Origin of the sequence: Thalassospira lohafexi (genome assembly GCF_002844275.1) — a bacterium.
Taxonomy (GTDB): Bacteria; Pseudomonadota; Alphaproteobacteria; order Rhodospirillales; family Thalassospiraceae; genus Thalassospira; species Thalassospira lohafexi.
This window is the reverse complement of sequence record NZ_NXGX01000003.1, coordinates 87,471-106,647: the sequence shown is the minus strand read 5'-3', so window position 1 is coordinate 106,647 and position 19,177 is coordinate 87,471. Positions and strand designations below refer to the sequence as shown.

Sequence of the window (19,177 nt, the reverse complement as noted above, 5' to 3'; positions counted from 1 at the left end):
CGCGAAAAACGGCCTGTCTACTGCCCTGTCGGGTAGGGGGGGGGTAGGGTGGTAAACGAAAAATGCCCGCAAACGATAAGCTTGCGGGCATTTTGCCAGATGATTTGTCTGATGATTTCAGAATGGCTCTAACTTGCCGCCGGGGCAGGTGTCGGGCCGTCCTTTTTGCCTTTCCACCAGTTCAGACCGAGAACGGCGAGAAGGACGACCGTCCCGGCAATCTCGGCGGTAAGGTCAGGCCAGAATACACCAATCGTGGCCGGAACAATCAGAACCCGCGAAACGATGTCCATATGGGCAAACAGATAACCCTCAAGGGCGGCTGCAAAGGCCACAAGACACAAGATCGCGGTAAAGCCGGTCCAAAGAACGATCTGGATTGAACCGCCTTCGATGATTTCCGGGTTAAACACCATGAATGCGGGGATCAGATAGAGGCCCTTGGCAAATTTCCATGCCTGAAAACTGGTTTCCATGGGACTGGCGTTGGCAATCGCTGCCCCCGCAAAGCCCGCCAGGGCAATCGGCGGTGTGACGTTACTGTCCTGCGAATACCAGAACACGACCAGATGCGCGATCAGAAGCGGAATGCCAAATTCGTTCGACAATGCCGGGCCGACCAGCACGATCAAAACGATATAGGATGCCGTTACCGGCAAACCCATACCAAGGATCAGGCTGGCAATCAAAACCAGAATAAGTGCCAGAACAATGTGACCGCCGGAAAACGCGATCATCATTGATGAGAATTTCAGGCCAAGACCGGTCAGGCCGACCACACCAACGATAATCCCGGCAACGGCACAGGCCATCGAAACGGCAACGGCATTCTTTGCACCAAGCTCAAGGGCGGCGATGGTGATTTTGACGCCATTGGCAAGGGCAGATTTCAGCGCATCGTGGCTGGGCTTTTCGCCCTTTTGCGGGGCGACGATGAAGAACCAAAGCACATAGCGAAGGGCGGCAACCGCCATCACCGAAATGATTGCCCAGAACCCGACCCGCATGGGCGAAATGTTCAGGACCAGAAGGTAAATCAGAACCCCAAGCGGCAAAATAAACTGCCAGCCTTCTTTGAGAACCTGTTTCCAATCAGGAAGTTCTTCGACCGGCATGCCGCGCATACCGTTCTTAAGAGCGACGATGTGAACAAACAGATAGACCGTGCCGAGATACAGGATCGCCGGGAAGATCGAGACCATGACGATATCGAGGTACGGCACCTGCGTATATTCGGAAATCAGGAACGCGCCTGCGCCCATCAGTGGCGGGGTAATCTGCCCACCCGTTGATGCCGCAGCCTCAATGCCGCCGGCCTGTGCCGGACGGTAACCAAGGCGTTTCATCAGCGGAATGGTAAATGCACCCGTGGTGACCACGTTGGCAATCGCCGATCCGCTGATCGAGCCCATGCCAGCAGAGGCCAGAACAGCGGCCTTTGCCGGGCCACCGGGTTTTTTGCCCGTGGCGGCATAGGCCATATCGATAAAGAATTTACCAGCACCCGTAACTTCAAGGAACGCGCCAAACAGCACGAACATGAAGATATAGGTCGCAGCAACCCCCATCGGCAGGCCGTAAATGCCTTCCTGACCAAGGTAAAGTTGACCGACAAGGCGATCTACATCCGCCCCGCGATGCGACAAAATACCCGGTAACCATTCGCCGACCCATGGCAGTGCGCCGCGTGGCCCCGACAGTGCATAGACAATCGCGACGATGCCGATGACGGTCATGCCAAGGCCAACTGCACGGCGGCTGGCTTCCAGCACGGTAATGGTTGCTATGATGCCGATGATCAGATCGGTTTCGCTCCAGAACCCGGCGCGATTGAAAATCGCATCGAGATAGAAGGAAAGATAAAAGCCGGTGGTAAAGGCACCCGCGAGGAAGGCGATATCAATAATCCAGCCCAGCACGCCGCGCTTCTTGTTGCCGCCAAACACCGGGAACATCAAGAAGCACATGAACATGATAAACGCCAGATGGATGCTGCGCTGATAGAACAGGCCAAGCGGTTCGATACCCGCGCCATACATCTGGAATAGGGAAAGTGCTACGGCGACAACAGAAATTGCCATCACAACCAGTTTTGGCTGCGGCAGGTTGTCCGCCATGGATGGAAGCGGTGCCGGTTCAGACATGAGACTTATTCCCCGGTATCAAGGCGGATGGTGACACGGGTGTGTTCAGCCATCTTTGAAAGATAGATTTCGTCACCATCATTTGTGACGATGCGATGATCAACAGCAAGGCTTCCGACGCGCAGGGCATAGGCATTGCCCGGCACAGGTTCGTCGATATCCTCAATCCAGTAACCGCCACCTTTGGCGCTGGTGAGGATTCCACGACCCGGAAAATGGCCAAGACCTGCGGCAAAATCGGGTTGGTAGGCACGGTGTAGAACCATTTTTCCCAGATCATCGACGTAACAGTCGATCACCCCGTCACCGGTTACCGAATGGTTCCAATAAAGGCACCAGCCGGTTTGGCGTGGGATGGTGGTTCTGGCCAAAACAGTTCCATCGTCCGCAATGACCTTAAGTTGGTCGTTTGCGGTGCCCGGTATCGTTTCGGTACGCGGGGACGGGCCCGCACATGCCGACAGAAGAATGGTAAGGGCGGCCAATGCTGGCCGCCCCCAATTTAGCGAAATCATGGATACAGTTTCGGCGGAATCGGTGAACCGGTTTCTTCGTAATAACGAAGCGCACCCGGATGCATCGGAATCGGGGTCGAGTTCAGCGCGAAGTCAACGGTGGTGTCGTTGGCTGCCGGGTGAATCGCAATCAGTTCATCAACATGCTCAAACAGGGCTTTGGTGATCTGATAGGCGAGGTCTTCGTCCATTTCTGCGTTCACGAACAGGACGTTCGGGGTCGAAACGGTGTTGACCGGTGCTTCAACCCCATCATAGATGCCTTTGCGCAGGGCATAAGGTGCGAAAGTCGGTTCGGCATCAAGGGCTGCAACGATTTCTTCGTCGGTCAGCGCAATCAGCTTGATGTCGCGGGTGGTTGCGAGGTTGAGGATCGAGCTGGTCGGCGGGCCAACGCTCCAGAAGCCGGCATCGATGTCACCATCACGAAGCGCATCAGCGGTTTCGTTGAAGTTCAGGCGCTGTTCTTCGATGTCATCATAGGTGATGCCATTGGCTTCAAGCAGGGTTTTGGCCGAAACTTCGGTGCCCGAACCCGGTGCGCCAACAGAAACGCGTTTGCCTTTAAGGTCGGCAAGCGTGTTGATGCCGCTGTCTGCCATCGTCACGATCTGAACAGCATTCGGATAGATCGATGCCAGTGCGCGGACGTTGTCAAGTTTGCGGTCTTCGAATTTACCGGTGCCGGTGAAACCAGCATAAACGGTGTCAGCAAGACCGATTGCAATGTCACTGTCGCCACGGGAAATCAGACCCATGTTTTCAACAGATGCGCCGGTTACTTCGGCAACTGCGGTGGAACCATCAATATATTTGCTGATCAGTTCGGCCAGGCCACCGCCGTAGGGGTAATAGACACCGCCGGTGCCGCCGGTTGCGATCGAAAGCTGTTGTGCCGATGCGGGTGCAGCGGCGAGAATCATGGCTGCGGCTGCTGCAGAAAGCAGATTACGTAGCTTCATGGTAGTCCTCCCTTAGGTTAACGCGTGGTGCGTCGAGATATTCAAAAGATCATTTCAAAACTATTGATCTTTGGGATCGAAAACGACCCTTTTTCGGGGCCTGTTATTTTTGGATTTCAATCGCGACACCGTGAAATGCTGACATGTTTCGCACAATGTGCGCCAGCCAACGGAACCCTGCCAGAAGGACATGCATCAACGCATTGTTCAACAGGCAGATCGCTGAAATCTTATGAAAAAAGGTGAAATGCGCAACAGCCAATAGCATACCGCCCATTGTGGGCTGGCTGTCAGGTATCCTCCCTTATTTTCGTTATTTTATCATTTTGGTACTCGAATGTGCAATGTGTATGCCAAATAAGAGAATTAAAATTACTGTTATAAATCAATTGCTTGAATTGGGCGAGTTTGCCAAATCGGCGAAATCTTGCTGATTTTCCGTATTTGATCGGCGGATTATTGCCGATGTTTGCGCCGCTTGGATGCCGGGTGTTGGGGCAAACGATTGATCTGAATGATCTTTGTGCCAGGGTCTGAACCCACTTGAATGTTTAAAATGGCATCAGGACACTCTGCGACCTGCTGCGTCAATCCCCTTGCCCGGGGCAATACCCCGCGCGGCGGAGACTTCCTTGCATGTCTTGCTTGTTCTGATGCCATTTTAAACATTCAAGTGGGTTCAGACCCTAGACGATTTTGTCGCGCCGAATGTTCAGTTTTTTCATTTTTTCATTGAGCGTGCGCCGGGGAATATCGAGTTCTTCCATCACCGATTTGACGTTGCCATCGTGACGGTCCAGTGCATCGCGGATCAGGCGTTCTTCAAAATGTTTGACCTGATCGGCAAGTGCCAACGCGGTTGCAACCGGTTCTGCCAGATCAAAGCCGCCTTTGAACAGCCGCTGGAATCTGTCTTCGGGGCTGCCGACAAGCAGAACATAGCGTTCCGCGAGGTTTTTGAGTTCACGGACATTGCCCGGCCATTCATGTTTTTTAAGCTGCCCGATCAAGGATGGTGCCGGTCGGTCATAGGGGCGTTCAAACCGTTCAGCGGCACGTTCGGCAAAAATATCAAACAGAAGGGCAATGTCATCGGTGCGATCACGCAAAGGCGTGATTGCCAGTTCGAACGTATTGATGCGAAACATCAGGTCTTCGCGAAACTGGCGGGCGGAAACCGCGTCGGTCAGGTTTTCGTTGGTGGCACAAATCAGGCGAAAATCGACTTTAACCGGTGAATTTGATCCGACACGCACGACTTCGCGCTGCTCGATCACGCGCAGTAGTTTGGCCTGAAGGGCGAGTGGCATGCTTGATATCTCGTCGAGAAAAAGCGTGCCTTTGATGGCATGTTCAATCCAGCCAATCCGCTGCCCAGCAGCCCCGGTGAAGGCTCCTTTTTCATGGCCGAACAATTCACTTTCAGCAGTACTTTCCGGGATGGCGGCACAATTGACCGCGACGAACTTTTCATCGCGCCGGTCACTAAGGTCATGGATGGCACGCGCGACCAGTTCCTTGCCGGTGCCGGTTTCGCCAGAAATCAGAACCGGCACTTCGGTTGCGGCGATATTGGCGATTTCTTCCTTTAACGCGTACATCTGTTTGCTGTTGCCGATCAGGCGGCCATCAAGGCTGCCGCGATGGGCAATCTGGCGGCGCAGTTGGCGGTTTTCAATGACAAGGCGGCGCTTTTCAATCGCGCGTTCGAGGCTTTCGACAATGTCTTTGGGCTCAAACGGTTTTTCGACGAAATCATAGGCGCCGCTTTTCATCGCCTCGACCGCCATGGGCACATCGCCGTGCCCGGTCATCAGGATCACCGGTATGTCGCCATCGGTGGCAAGAACCGATTTGGTGAAACTGATGCCGTCCATTTTGGGCATTTTCACATCGGTCAGAACCACACCGGCGAAATCAGATGTCATATCGCCAAGCGCATCACGGGCGTCAGCATAGACCGTGACATCAAAATCAGACAGTTCCAGCCATTGCGCCAGCGACACACGCATGGCTTCATCGTCATCAACAATGATGATGTGTGCCTGACTTTTCGGGGGTGTCTGATTGTCGGTCGTCACGATGTTTGTTCCCTAAGCAGTGGCAGGCGGACTTCAAAGCACGCACCACCCGACGTCATGTTATAGGCTTTTATGCTGCCGCCGAAGTCACGCACAATGCCATATGTCACCGAAAGCCCCAACCCGACACCCTGTCCCGGGTCCTTGGTGGTGAAGAACGGATCAAACAGAAGAGCCAGTGCATCATCCTCCATGCCCGGTCCGGTGTCGGAAATGCGCATGATCACGTTGGACTCCGCCGTTGTCAGATCAATGCGAAGACGTTTTTTCGGGCTGTCGATCATGGCATCAAGCGCATTGCGAATGATATTGACGCAAACCTGTTCGATCCGCACCAGATCGGCATGGACCATTAACGGCATGCGAAGTTCATGGCGTTCAAGCTGACAGTTTTCCGTTTCCAATTGCGGGCTTAGCAGCTGCAGGGCGTTATCAAGGGCGACCTTAAGGTCAACGGGTTCGAGAACCCCGGTTGATTTGCGCGAAAATGTCTTAAGCTGCCCGGTGATGGCACCCATGCGTTCGGTCAAAGACGAAATTTGTGAAATATTCTGATCAAGTTGCTCTGTCTTGCCGCGTTCGATCATCAGTTTGGCGCTGGCGCAAAATGTGCGGATGGCGGCAATCGGCTGATTGATTTCATGGGCGATGGCGGCCGACATTTGGCCCAATGCCGCCAGTTTCCCGGCCTGAACCAGTTCGTTTTGTGTGCCGCGCAATTCGTTTTCGGTTTTGCGTCGTTCGGTGATTTCTTCTTCAAGGCGGGTGTTGAGACTTTGAATGCGTTCGAATTCAAGGGCTTCGCGTTGGGAAGCCAGTTTTAATTCGCGTTCGCGCAAGAACAGAATGATCAACATGATCAATCCGGATGCAATGATGGTGATCAACATCACCGTGCCCTGACGGGCGGTGACGTCGCTCATGGAGGTCAGATAGAAAATCCGCCAATCGCTGCCGTCGATTTTCTTTACATCATAGAGAAACTGTTCCGACCCAATCGCAAGCGTGCCTTTGCCATCCGAAATTTGCCCGCCGATATCGAGGCTATTGAGGTCCTCGCCAACATATTGACGGTTGCGTGTAATGCGTTCGCGATCCGCAGCCGACAGAGGCAGCAAGGTACGGTATTTCCAATCGCCCCGACTGGTCAGTGTAATCACACCATCGGCATCGGCGACAAAGACAACCTCGCCGCCGTCCTGCCAGTTCTTTTCCAGCTCATCAAGTTCCAGTTTGACGACGACAACGCCAATGATCTGATCATTGCGGCTTATCGGGGTGGAAATGAAAAGCCCCGCCCGCCCGGTTGTGACACCGATCCCGAAAAAGAAGCCCTCGTGCCCGGCAAGGGACTGATTGAAATAGGGGCGGAAACTGTAATCTTCGCCGACAAAACTGTCGGCGGTGTTCCAGTTGCTTGACGCAATCGTCATGCCGCTTTGATCAAGAACATAAAGGGCTGCTGCACCCGCCCGGTCATTAACCTTTTCAAGATACAGGCTGGCAGTGTGGGCATTTCCGGTGCCAGCGACGGCATCAATGACCTGATGATGGCGGGAGACGACATAGGGTAAATAGCGATACCGGTCGATGGCGGCGCGCAATGAACTGTCATAAAGGGCCAGACGGGCCTGTGCGGTTTTTTCAAGTTCATTGATTGTCAGATTGCCGGTGGAACTGACGGCAAGCCATACCACAAGCCCCGCGATCATGACCCCGGCCAGACTGAGCGTTACGCGGCTATAGGTGCTTAACCAGTAAAAAATGGCTGCCTCCCGGCGGGTCAGGGATCATTTTGGTGTTCGGCGCGTTTGTGATTGGTTGGCATGCCCGTTCCGAACGAATGATTGTTATTTGTCCCCGCAGCGGAAAGTCAACTGATACAAGTATGGGCAGGGCTGGCAAAGCCATAAGAGAAGAGGCCTTAATTATGCCTCAGGTGGTTATTTTTTCGCCACATTGGGGTGTAACTTGTATAGTTATGAGAGTTACGAGAAAATTTTATCTGTCCAAAGGGTGAGGTTCAGGTGAGCAAGATCGCACTTGTAGATGACGACCGGAATATCCTGACGTCTGTATCGATGGCGTTGGAAGAAGAAGGATATGAGGTTCTTACATATTCTGATGGCTCTGAGGCGTTGCACGCCCTGACCAAGGAAGAGCCAGATCTGGCGGTCCTGGATATCAAGATGCCCCGTATGGATGGGCTTGAGCTTTTGACCCATCTGCGCAAGAAAACGCAGATGCCGGTGATCTTCCTGACGTCAAAAGATGACGAGGTTGATGAATTGACCGGCCTTCGTCTGGGGGCGGATGATTATATCAAAAAGCCGTTTTCCCAGCGTTTGCTGATCGAACGTATTCGCACCTTGTTGCGGCGCGCGGAAATCATGCGTGCGGGGGGCGTTCGTCCAAATGGATCGGATGACGTTGTCCAGCGTGGTGACCTTGTGCTTGATCCGTCGCGCCACATGTGCAGCTGGAAAGGCTTGCATGTGAACCTGACGGTGACCGAGTTCCTGCTTATTCAGGCGCTGGCCAAGCATCCGGGGCACGTTAAAAACCGTGATCAGCTGATCGATGCGGCGTACGGCGAACATATCTATGTCGATGACCGTACCATTGACAGTCACATCAAACGCCTGCGTAAGAAATTCCGCGAAACCGATGACGAATTCAAGGAAATCGAAACCTTGTATGGCGTGGGATATCGTTATCGTGACACAGCCACAGTAGCGGGCTGACACCACGTTTTTCGGGCCGGGTTTTTCCCGGCCCGACCAAATTTGCGGGTTTGAATGAGCGACTTTGCCGCCGAAGATAACGACGACCAAACAACGGTCCAGCACGAAACGCGCACAGCACGCATAGAAGAACGTCACGGACTTTTTTCCCCGCTGACGTGGCGTATTCTGGCGGTAAATGCGCTGGCGTTGTTCGTGCTCGTTGCCGGGATCTTGTATCTTGGCCGCTATAAGCAGGAATTGATCCATTCCGAGCTTGAGGCGATGGCGGTTCAGGCGGAAATGTATGCCGCAGCCCTTTCCACATCTGCCGTCAGTTCCGGTGATGATGCGACCAATCAGGTGAAGCTTGAAGTTGCGCGTGAAATGGTGCGGCGTCTTGTCGGCATTACCGGTGCGCGCACACGTTTGTTTGCGGTTAATGGCAACCTGATTGCCGACAGTCGCAATATCAAGTCGTTTGGGGCCGGTACCATTCAGGCCGAAGAACTTCCCGCACCGGGCGAAGACGATTTTTTCGCCGAAGTCATGCGCAATCTGACCGATGGGTTGCTCGCCCTGTTTGAAGGCGATCAACCCTTGCCGCTTTATGTCGATCCGCCGGTTGCCAGTGCGGCCGATTACCCCGAAGTGCGCGCCGCCCTTGCAGGCTATTCACGCGGGGTTGTCCGGGTGGATGGGCAAGGACGGCGGGTGTTGTCGGTATCGGTGCCGGTCGCCCGGTTCAAACAGGTTTTGGCATCGGTGATGATGACCAAAAGTGGCGATACGATTGAAACCGCCCTGCATGCGGTGCGGCTGGATATCCTTAAAATCTTTGTCTTTGCCTTTGGGATCACGGTTCTTCTGTCGATCTATCTGGCCGGAGTGATTACACGGCCACTGAACCGGTTGGCGCGCGCGGCCGAGCGGGTCCGACGCAGTAAAAACCGTCAGTTTGCCATCCCCGATTTGTCGGATCGCAACGATGAAATCGGTGATTTGTCGACGACATTGCGCGATATGACCGAAACGCTGTGGGATCGTATGGATGCGATTGAACGGTTTGCCGCCGATGTCGCGCATGAGATTAAAAACCCGCTGACGTCGCTTCGAAGTGCAGTGGAAACCGCAACACGTTTGAAGGACCCGGAACGACAACGCCGACTGATGGAAATCATCGCCGAAGACGTGCAGCGTCTTGATCGACTGATCAGCGATATTTCCGATTATTCGCGGATGGATGCCGAACTGTCGCGGACCGAATCCGAAGAGGTTGACCTGCGCCCGCTTCTGCAAACAATGGGCGAACTTTACAATGCCAACCCCGATGGGCCGCGCATCAAGGTTGCGGTGCCGGAAAACCTGATTGTTCCCGCCCTTGAAAGCCGATTGACGCAGGTGTTTAGAAACCTGATTTCAAACGCGATTACCTTTACCCCCGAAGGTGGGGAAGTGCGCGTGCGGGCATGGCGGGATAAGAATCAGGCGATCATCACGATCGAGGATGACGGACCGGGCATTCCGCCGGGCAAGGAAGAGGCGATCTTTAACCGGTTCTATACCGAGCGCCCATCGACCGAGAAGTTCGGTCAGCATTCTGGATTGGGTTTATCAATCTCCAAGCGGATTATGTCGGCCCATAATGGCGAACTGAGCGCACAGAATCGGGTGCTTAATAATGAGGTCAAAGGGGCGGTTTTTACCATTCGGTTGCCGCTTGATTGATCTGTGACGGGGTGGAAAACCCTCAGTAATCGGTCATTTATCTATGCGTGTGGATAGGGCCCGGCGTTTGGGGTTTGACAAGGCGGTATGAGCCAAGCATCGTTTTCCATTATGTCCCAAATTCACGCAAATTGTATCCTGATCGGCGCGCATGCTGTTTTAGTGCGCGGGGCATCGGGTGCCGGAAAATCCAGCTTGTCGCTGCGCCTGATGTCAAAGGGGGCGGTGCTTATCTCCGATGACAGAACCGACCTAGTTGCGCGTGACGGACGGTTGATTGCACGTTCCCCTTCCCAGATCGCCGGACTGTGCGAAGTGCGTGGGATTGGTGTGGTGCGTGGACTGCCCACCAAACCTGAAGGCGACGTTCGGCTGGTCGTCGATCTGGTTGATGATCCGGGGGATGTCGAACGCATGCCGGTCCCGGAAACCGAGCTTATGTGTGGTATTGAAATTTCAAAGTGGAAATTTTGCGTATCTGATCTGGCGGTTGAGGCCAAGATTGGGGTAGCTTTGGCGCTCGCAACGGGTCAGATGCAGCTCGAACCCTAAGTTCAACAGGAAATCGCTTTGCAAGAACGTTCAGAAAAATCGCCAGAAAATCCGCAAGATCGATCCGATATGCGTGACGGTTTTGCTGCTGATTATACTGATGCCAAAAACCGGCTGGTTCTGGTGACAGGGGTTTCTGGTGCTGGACGGACGACCTCGCTTAAGATCTTGGAAGATTTCGGGTTTGATGCGGTGGATAACCTGCCGCTTCGATTGTTGCCTGCGCTGATTTCCGGGGCCAAGCACCCGGAACAACCCACCGCGATTGGGCTTGATATCCGAACCCGTGATTTTGGTGTTGATCAGTTTGTCAAAATCATTGCCGAGCTTCGCGACCAACAAGGCGTTGATCCGCTTGTGGTTTTCTTGGACGCCGAAACATCGGTTTTGCAGCGCCGGTTCACCGAAACGCGCCGCCCCCATCCGTTGGCGCATGATCGACCGCTTGTTGATGCGATCGAGCATGAAAAACGCCTGATGGCGCCGATTGCCGCAACGGCGGACATGACCATCGAAACATCGCGCCTGAAATCAGCCGAACTGCGCAAGATCCTGCAAGACCAGTTTCACATCGGTGAAACCGAAGGCATGGCCGTTTTTGTCAAAAGCTTTTCGTTCCGCCAAGGGGTGCCTGCGGAGGCCGATCTGGTTTTTGACGTTCGCTTTCTGCGCAACCCGCACTATGATCCCGAGCTTCGTCTTTTGACGGGGCTCAATAAAGCGGTTGGAAACTACATCGAAGAAGATCCGGATTTTGCCGGATTTGTCGGTGGGCTGCGGGCCCTGCTTGAGCCGATTTTGCCGCGCTATGCCCGCGAAGGTAAGAGTTATCTGACCATCGCAATCGGGTGTACGGGCGGCCAACACCGTTCGGTTTATACTGCGCGGATACTCAATGACTGGATTGCCGATCTGGGATATGACGTTCATCTCAGTCATCGTGACAAGCCGGATGAACCGAATTCGGGGGAGTGAAGAAGATGGAGAAAACTGCATGATCGGGATGGTGCTTGTCACCCATGGCGATCTCGCGAAAGAGTTCGTATCTGCCTTGCAGCACGTTGTGGGCGAGCAGGAAAATGTCGAAGCGGTCTGTATTGGACCGGATGACGACATGGAACAACGTCGTGCGGATATTCTGGCCAGTGTCGAAAAAGTCGACAGTGGTAAAGGCGTTGTTTTGTTGACCGACATGTTTGGCGGAACCCCGTCCAATCTGGCGATTTCGATTATGGAACAGGCCCATGTCGAAGTGATCGCAGGGGTAAATTTACCTTTGTTGATTAAGCTGGCATCTGTTCGCGTTGAAGGCACCTTGGCCGAAACGGTCAATGCCGCCCAGGATGCGGGCCGAAAATACATCAATGTCGCATCGCGTTTGCTCAGCGGCGAAGAATAAGACTTAAAACAATAAAATCAGGGCCGGACGTGAAAAATGCGTGTCCGGCCAGTGGGGACATACCGCGGGGACATAGATGGCGCAGAAGGAAAAACGCATTTTAACAATCAGTAACCAGCGCGGATTGCATGCCCGTGCTGCGGCGAAATTTGTTAAACTGGCGGGTGAGTTTGAATCGGCGATCATGGTGCGCAACCGTGGTACCGAGGTTTCAGGTGTTTCGATCATGGGTCTTATGATGCTGGCCGCATCCATCGGCACCGAGATCGAGGTCGAGGCTGTCGGACCTGACGCCAAAAAGGCGATTGAAGCCTTAAACGAGCTTGTCGATGACAAGTTTGACGAAGAATAACTGCTTTTTTGCGGTATAAAGAACTGATGGCTTTCAGGAAATAACAAGAACGAGTTGGCAGAAGATCTGGTTTGACAGTTCCCCCAAAAGACCAATCCATATCCGATGAAAACGCAATGGCCGGCCGCCGGATTATAACCGGGCTGGGGGCATCTGGCGGGATTGTGATTGGTCGGGCGTTTGTTCTGGACCGCCAATATATTCAGGTTAGCCGTAAACCGATTGCCGATGACGCCGTTCAGGCCGAAAGCAAACGTCTTCATGATGGCGTTGCGCAAAGTATTGATCAGCTCAAGCGTCTGAAATCACAATCTGCCAATGCTGGAAGTGCGGCGTCTGAGGAACTTGGTTTCCTGCTGGATGCCTATGTTCATATGCTGACCGAATCGCGTCTGGTGCGCGGGGCGGAAGAACTGATTGTGTCGCGCAAGCTTAATGCCGTGCATGCGGTCAGTGAAGTCATTGACGTTATCGCCAATCAGTTTTCGGGCATTGATGATCGGTATATCGCCGCACGGGCATCTGACATCCGCGAAGTTGGCTTGCGCCTTATGCGCTGTTTGATCGGGGAAACTGATCGGGCGGCCGACATGGCACCCACCGGCGCGATCCTGATTGCCGAGGATGTCAGCCCGGCGGACATGGCCCGGTTTGAACCCGGACAGTTGACCGCCTTTGTCACCGCCCTTGGCGGGGCCGAGGGGCATACCGCGATTATGGCGCGTTCACTTGGTATTCCCGCCGTCCTTGGGGCGGCCGATATCATTCGCGGGGTTTCAGGGGGCGACCAGATCATTGTCGATGGGGGGCGCGGTGAAGTCATTCTCGCACCCACTGATGCCGATATTGCCCATTATACCCAGCGTCGCGAAGATTGGCTGGCGGCGCGCAACAAGCTTGCATCCTTGCGCGATGTGCCGTCGGCGACCCGCGACGGGGTTGATATTGATCTGCACGCCAACATCGAATTGCCAATCGAACTTTCCGCCGCCCTTGAAAACGGGGCAAGCGGAATTGGCCTTTTGCGCAGCGAGTTCATGTTTATGAACAAGGATTACCTGCCCGATGAGGACGAACAATACGCAGAACTCGCCGATATCGTAAAACGCATGGATGGCAAGCCCGTCACGATCCGGACTCTTGATATCGGGGGTGAAAAGCTTGCGGTTGCGCTTCAGGCGGATATGGGAACCGGGCCGAACCCGGCCCTTGGATTGCGCGGTGTTAGGCTGTCGCTGCGCAAACCGGAACTTCTCGAAGCCCAGTTTGGCGCAATTTTGCGTGCGTCCCTTCATGGTCAGGTGCGTGTCCTGATCCCGATGGTGGTCAGTGTTCATGAAATGACGCGGGCACGCCATATCTATGAGGCGGTGGCCAAACGGTTGCGCAAACAGGGCCACGCAATCCCCGATGATCTGCCCCCACTTGGGGCGATGATTGAAATCCCGGCCGCGGCCATTGCGGTGGATACGCTGGCACGCGAATGTGATTTCTTTGCCATTGGGACCAACGATTTAACCCAGTATACGCTGGCGATTGACCGTACCGATGATCAGGTGGCGGGGCTTTTTGATCCGTTGCATCCATCGGTGCTGCGTCTGATCCGCGATGTGATCAAACTGTCAAACGAACGCGGTATTCCGGTCAGTGTTTGCGGCGAAATGGCCGGTGATCCGCGTTATATTCCATTATTCATTGGGTTTGGCTTGCGCAATCTGTCGATGTCGCCGGTGAATTTGTTGCTGGTTAAGCAACGTCTGCGGCGTCTTGATACGCGCAATTCCAAACATCAGGCGGATCGTGTGATGGAACAATGGGATCAGGCCCGCATCGCCATGATGCTTGATGATTTCAACGATCTGGCCTGATCGAAACTCACGACGGTTTTTATCCTCATACAATTTATGGTGACCTTTTGATCTTGCTCGACTTTTGTCGGTCGAAAGCAGGATGTAATTTTGCGCGTTGAAATTTGATGCAAGAAAAGACTTGAAAAAGATATAAAGAAATCTTTATATGTCTTCCATCGCAGCCGAAGAAACGACTGCCAAAGAATTTATCGGCGTAGCTGCAAGACAGATGTCATTGCGGATGCGCAATTTGTGTTTGATTGGAGACGACATGTCGAACTTTACTGATTGCAAGGTCGCAGACATCTCGCTGGCCGGATGGGGCCGCAAGGAAATCGCGATTGCTGAAACCGAAATGCCGGGCCTGATGGCGCTGCGCGAAGAATATGGTGCTGCCCAGCCGCTTGCGGGTGCCCGCATCGTTGGTTGCCTGCATATGACCATTCAGACGGCGGTTTTGATCGAGACGCTGACGGCACTTGGCGCAGAAGTTCGCTGGTCTTCATGCAACATCTTCTCAACCCAGGATCAGGCAGCAGCAGCAATGGCAGCGGCTGAAATCCCGGTATTCGCCTGGAAAGGTGAGACCGAGGAAGAATTCTGGTGGTGCATCGAGCAGACCATTACCGGCCCGAACGGCTGGAAACCGAACCTGATCCTTGATGATGGCGGCGACGTTACGCAGCTGATCCACGAAAAATACCCGGAACTTCTCGAAGACATCAAAGGTCTGTCGGAAGAAACCACCACCGGTGTGCACCGCCTTTATGAAATGGCGAAAAAAGGCACCCTTATGGTCCCGGCGATCAACGTCAATGACTCGGTCACCAAATCGAAATTCGACAACCTCTATGGTTGCCGTGAATCTCTGGTCGATGGCATCAAACGGGCAACCGACGTCATGGTTGCCGGTAAAATCGGTGTTGTTGCCGGTTTTGGTGATGTTGGCAAAGGTTCGGCTGCGTCACTTCGCAGTCAGGGTGCCCGCGTTCTTGTGACCGAAATCGATCCGATCTGCGCATTGCAGGCCGCGATGGAAGGGTACGAAGTCACCACGATGGAAGACGCAGCACCGGTTGGCGATATTTTTGTCACCACCACGGGCAACATCGACATCATCACGCTTGACCATATGCGTGCGATGAAAGACCGCGCAATTGTGTGCAACATCGGTCACTTCGATTCCGAAATCCAGATTGGTTCGCTTAAGAACTACAAATGGGACAATGTTAAGCCGCAGGTCGACGAAGTCGAATTCCCGGATGGCAAACGTTTGATCGTTCTGGCCGAAGGTCGTCTGGTGAACCTTGGTTGTGCGACCGGTCACCCGAGCTTTGTAATGTCGGCATCCTTCACCAATCAGGTGTTGGCCCAGATCGAACTTTGGAAAAACTTCGCCAACTACAAAAACGAAGTTTATGTCCTGCCTAAACACCTTGATGAGAAAGTTGCAGCCCTGCACCTTGACCGTCTTGGCGTGAAACTGACCAAGCTGTCGCAGGAACAGGCTGAGTATATCAGCGTGCCGCAGGCAGGTCCGTTCAAGCCGGATCATTATCGTTACTAATTGGTTTTTGCCAATTTGCATCAAAGCCGACCCGTTCATTCGGGTCGGCTTTTTTGTGTTCAGCAGGCAAGGTTCCTTGCTAGAAGGAGCAAGCCGCTACCAACGAGATAGAAATCATGCCGCAGCTTGAAATCGAATATTCTGCCAAACTTCCGATTGCCGATGAGTTGCGCAAGCTCGCGGTCGATCTTCATTATGTCATTGCACGAGAAACCGACGCCGAACTGGCGTCCTTCAAAACCCGGATATCACCGCTTAAAAATGTTGTGATTGCGGATGGTGATGACAAAAGTGCCATGGTGCATCTTGATATTCGGTTGCTGTCGGGGCGGAGTGAGGCGGTGAAATTTGCCACCGGCGAAGCAGCCCTTGCCGCCCTGTGTGACCGTCTGGAATGGTTGGTCGGGGATTATGCGGTGCAATTTAGTGTCGAGGTCCATGACCTTGATCGGTCGAATTACCACAAGCATGTGACCGAGAAACGTTAAAGCCCAAGCTGGGCCGCCGACTACATCAGCAACGCTTCATGAATCGGGTGATCCGGGCCATAGCGCCCTTTTAAAAGCGTGATCAGTTCGTGTGAGAAGTTTTTGCCTGCATCAAGCAAGGATCGCAATTCGGCATCATTGCGGTCATTGGGGCCGACTTTTTCAAGCCGCGCACGCACGTCCGGATCGGAAAGTTCGCGCAAAAACCGATCATAAAGGTCGAGTGCCGGAAGGCTTTTTTCGCCAAACACGGTTTGTAGACGGGTGATTGGCGGGAGCTGCAAAAGTTCGGACAGTTTTTCGCGTTTTCCCGCATAATCACGGTCTGCGGTTTCAGCGGCCGCAATAATACCGCCGAAATAAAGCATTTTCCGTGAGAATACGAGTTTTAAGCGGCGCGGTGCCCATGCCTTGCTGGCGTCGCCTTCGCGGGTTTTGATTTCAAAATCAACGCTGATGGTGCGGTAATAGCGGATGACGTCATTGACCAAAAAGCGCGCGATTGACTCGCGTGTCACCGTGGTCGTGACGTAATTGGCAATCAGGTCGTCAAAGAATTTACGTTTACCCGCCTCGTTATAGAGCCATTCGCATTCCAGCAAAAACAGCAAGCGCCTGGTGGTGATGGAATTGGTGTCGCCATCAAGCCCGATCCGGTTCACCAGTTCTTCGGCGGTGATATAAGATGAAAACGGGCCGTTTACTGCGGGTTTCTTGGTGACCATCTTGCCCAGAATATCGGCGACTTCACGGTGCGGGGCTTGGCGTCGTTCGGCTTCACGCCCGATGATGAAGTAATCAAGGTCGGATTGATCCGATGCTTCGTGCCGTCCATAGGACCCGGTCACAACCACGCAAAAGGTATCGCCATGCAGGCGTTTAGCCAATGCGTCGCGCATTTCCGCCAAACGGTGTGCAGAGTAATTTTGGTTGGTTGCGATGGTTGCCGGTAACAAGATGCGGTCAGTCCTTTGGTGCGACTCGTTGATCACCCACTATCTGCCTATAGGGTAAAGATTAATACCGCGTTTAACTGATATGGCGGATGTGCGTTTGAGGTGATTGACTGGGCGGGGGTTGGGCGCATAGTTTGGCATGGCGTTCTGCCTTACCTTCCTTTTGAAAGATACCCCCATGGATATTGCCAATCTGCCCTTTGGGACCACTGACTGGTCGCGTATTGAGCCGACCGAGCATCGCGGTGACACGGGTATGGCGACATGGCGCACCCAGAACTTTGGCCCGATCCGGGTCCGGATGGTGACATATTCGCCGGGTTATCTTGCTGATCACTGGTGCAGCAAAGGGCATATTTTGTTGTGTCTCGAAGGCGAGTTGGTCACCGAACTTGAAGATGGCCGGACCTATACCCTGAAACCGGGGATGAGTTATCAGGTGGCCGACAACGCCGAAGCCCACCGGTCATCAACGCAAACTGGTGCGACTTTGTTTGTCGTTGATTGAACTTTAGCCGAGATAGACCTGACTTGCGGGATAGGAAATCCGTGGCGGAACACGCCGGGCGAGGAAAAAGCCAAGGGTTAGCGGGCCGACACGGCCGATAAACATGATCACCCCGATGATGATGCGCCCGGCGGTGTCAAGCTCGCCGGTCGTGCCGCGCGATAGGCCGACAGTCCCGAATGCGGATGTGACTTCAAATACCAGATCAAGAAAATCGCCATCATGTGAAATGGTGATCAGGAAAATGCCCAGCATGATGACGAAGATGGAAATCATGGTTAGAGCCAGCACCTTCATGACTTCTTCAAGTCCAATGCTGCGCCCGAAGGCATGCAGTTGATTGTGGCGTTTGAAAAAGGCAATGGTCGCCAGAATAAGAACGATAAAGGTGGTGACCTTGATCCCGCCTGCGGTCGATGTGCTACCCGCACCAATCACCATCAAAAGTACAAACATCAATGCCGTAGTGTCGTGGATGGAGCCGATATCGACAGTATTGAACCCGGCGGTGCGCGTGGTCAGCCCTTGAAACCAGCTGATTTGCAGTTTGTCGAAAATATTGGGATAGGCGCCAAGCGTGCCGGGATTGTTCCATTCCAGAATGGCAAAGACCGTCACCGACCAGATTGTCAGAATGGCGGTGCCCGACAGCATTATTTTGCTGTGCATTGATAGGCGCTGCCACGTGCGGTGTTGTGACATATCGGAAATGACACTGAACCCGATGCCGCCAATTACCAAAAGACCGGGAATAACCAGATTGACGACCGGGTTGGTGGCCCAGTGGGTCAGGCTGTCGGGCATCAGGGAAAAACCGGCATTGTTAAAGGCCGAAACAGAATGGAAAACCGAAAACCACAGGCCTTTGATAAGGCCAAACTCAGGCACAAAAACCAGAAGTAACAAAGCCGCCCCGATCAGTTCGCAGATCAAAACAACCCGCAGGATGGTTTTGACCAGCCCGACCAGCCGATCAAGGGACGTCTGACTAAGGTCTTCGCGCAAATAGGTGTGATGGCTAAGCCCGATCGGCAGGCCGAGAACCGACAGGACAAGGGCGGCAAAGGTCATCAACCCCAACCCGCCAAGCTGTATCATGATCAGAATAGCGGCCTGACCAAACAGGGTGAAGTTTGTGCCGGTATCAACCACCGAAAGCCCGGTGACCGTGACCGCAGATGTGGCGGTAAACAGGGCGTCAGAAAAGGTCGTTGGTGTGGTGACCGAAATCGGTAAAGACAGAACACCCGCCCCGATGAGGATGAGGGCAAGATAAAGAACCGACAGCAAAAGCGGCGGTGGAATGCGGATTGGCGTTCCGGGGCGGTTCGGAAAAAAGATTTGCATGGCTT

General features: G+C 53.7%; 17 protein-coding genes. 10 read left to right on the top strand and 7 right to left on the bottom strand.

Annotation, left to right across the window (positions count from 1 at the left end):
- Positions 1-128: 128 nt before the first annotated feature.
- From COO92_RS07425 to COO92_RS07405, 5 genes are all read right to left on the bottom strand, one after another.
- A complete protein-coding gene (locus COO92_RS07425; protein WP_101301096.1) occupies positions 129-2,144 on the bottom strand; it encodes a TRAP transporter permease in 2,016 nt (671 codons plus the stop codon).
- Between the two features lie 5 nt (positions 2,145-2,149).
- The gene (locus COO92_RS07420; protein ID WP_101301094.1) at positions 2,150-2,659 is read right to left on the bottom strand and encodes a DUF1850 domain-containing protein; all 510 of its coding nucleotides are present in this window, start codon (positions 2,657-2,659) and stop codon (positions 2,150-2,152) included.
- Positions 2,656-3,621, bottom strand: a complete 966-nt coding sequence (locus tag COO92_RS07415) for a TAXI family TRAP transporter solute-binding subunit (protein WP_101301093.1) — start codon at positions 3,619-3,621, stop codon at positions 2,656-2,658. Before COO92_RS07415 ends, COO92_RS07420 begins: the two co-directional genes overlap by 4 nt.
- A 686-nt stretch (positions 3,622-4,307) precedes the next feature.
- On the bottom strand, positions 4,308-5,702 hold the full coding sequence (locus COO92_RS07410) for a sigma-54-dependent transcriptional regulator (protein WP_276307556.1): 1,395 nt from the start codon (positions 5,700-5,702) through the stop codon (positions 4,308-4,310).
- The gene (locus COO92_RS07405) at positions 5,699-7,414 is read right to left on the bottom strand and encodes a sensor histidine kinase (RefSeq protein ID WP_101301092.1); all 1,716 of its coding nucleotides are present in this window, start codon (positions 7,412-7,414) and stop codon (positions 5,699-5,701) included. Before COO92_RS07405 ends, COO92_RS07410 begins: the two co-directional genes overlap by 4 nt.
- 315 nt (positions 7,415-7,729) lie before the next feature.
- Between COO92_RS07405 and COO92_RS07400 the strand changes: the two genes are divergently transcribed.
- The 9 genes from COO92_RS07400 to COO92_RS07360 all read left to right on the top strand — a co-directional run bounded on the left by COO92_RS07400 (position 7,730) and on the right by COO92_RS07360 (position 16,361).
- Entirely contained in the window at positions 7,730-8,446 is a 717-nt protein-coding gene (locus COO92_RS07400; protein ID WP_022733912.1) for a response regulator transcription factor, read from the top strand.
- A gap of 54 nt (positions 8,447-8,500) precedes the next feature.
- Positions 8,501-10,153, top strand: a complete 1,653-nt coding sequence (locus COO92_RS07395; protein WP_240626358.1) for a stimulus-sensing domain-containing protein — start codon at positions 8,501-8,503, stop codon at positions 10,151-10,153.
- Positions 10,154-10,264: 111 nt separating this feature from the next.
- Positions 10,265-10,705 (top strand): HPr kinase/phosphorylase, encoded by a 441-nt coding sequence (locus COO92_RS07390; RefSeq protein ID WP_101301717.1) that lies wholly within the window; start codon positions 10,265-10,267, stop codon positions 10,703-10,705.
- Positions 10,706-10,723: 18 nt separating this feature from the next.
- A complete protein-coding gene (gene rapZ, locus COO92_RS07385) occupies positions 10,724-11,680 on the top strand; it encodes an RNase adapter RapZ (protein WP_240626357.1) in 957 nt (318 codons plus the stop codon).
- Between the two features lie 19 nt (positions 11,681-11,699).
- On the top strand, positions 11,700-12,104 hold the full coding sequence (locus COO92_RS07380) for a PTS sugar transporter subunit IIA (RefSeq protein WP_022733908.1): 405 nt from the start codon (positions 11,700-11,702) through the stop codon (positions 12,102-12,104).
- A 76-nt stretch (positions 12,105-12,180) separates the two neighbouring features.
- The gene (locus COO92_RS07375; protein WP_022733907.1) at positions 12,181-12,456 is read left to right on the top strand and encodes an HPr family phosphocarrier protein; all 276 of its coding nucleotides are present in this window, start codon (positions 12,181-12,183) and stop codon (positions 12,454-12,456) included.
- Positions 12,457-12,572: 116 nt separating this feature from the next.
- Positions 12,573-14,324 carry a phosphoenolpyruvate--protein phosphotransferase gene (gene ptsP, locus COO92_RS07370; RefSeq protein ID WP_165792298.1) on the top strand — a complete coding sequence of 584 codons (1,752 nt, stop codon included), beginning with the start codon at positions 12,573-12,575 and terminating at the stop codon, positions 14,322-14,324.
- A 253-nt stretch (positions 14,325-14,577) separates the two neighbouring features.
- Positions 14,578-15,873 carry an adenosylhomocysteinase gene (ahcY, locus tag COO92_RS07365; protein WP_101301711.1) on the top strand — a complete coding sequence of 432 codons (1,296 nt, stop codon included), beginning with the start codon at positions 14,578-14,580 and terminating at the stop codon, positions 15,871-15,873.
- Positions 15,874-15,989: 116 nt separating this feature from the next.
- Positions 15,990-16,361: a 5-carboxymethyl-2-hydroxymuconate Delta-isomerase gene (locus tag COO92_RS07360; RefSeq protein WP_101301091.1), complete on the top strand. Its 372-nt coding sequence runs from the start codon at positions 15,990-15,992 to the stop codon at positions 16,359-16,361.
- Positions 16,362-16,381: 20 nt separating this feature from the next.
- Here the strand turns inward: COO92_RS07360 and COO92_RS07355 are convergent, their stop codons facing one another.
- A complete protein-coding gene (locus tag COO92_RS07355) occupies positions 16,382-17,317 on the bottom strand; it encodes a DUF294 nucleotidyltransferase-like domain-containing protein (RefSeq protein ID WP_101301709.1) in 936 nt (311 codons plus the stop codon).
- A 178-nt stretch (positions 17,318-17,495) separates the two neighbouring features.
- Between COO92_RS07355 and COO92_RS07350 the strand changes: the two genes are divergently transcribed.
- The gene (locus tag COO92_RS07350; protein ID WP_028791786.1) at positions 17,496-17,825 is read left to right on the top strand and encodes a DHCW motif cupin fold protein; all 330 of its coding nucleotides are present in this window, start codon (positions 17,496-17,498) and stop codon (positions 17,823-17,825) included.
- A gap of 3 nt (positions 17,826-17,828) precedes the next feature.
- On the opposite strand, the gene COO92_RS07345 is transcribed toward COO92_RS07350, so the two are convergent.
- On the bottom strand, positions 17,829-19,172 hold the full coding sequence (locus COO92_RS07345) for a TrkH family potassium uptake protein (RefSeq protein ID WP_206186373.1): 1,344 nt from the start codon (positions 19,170-19,172) through the stop codon (positions 17,829-17,831).
- Between the last annotated feature and the right edge of the window lie 5 nt (positions 19,173-19,177).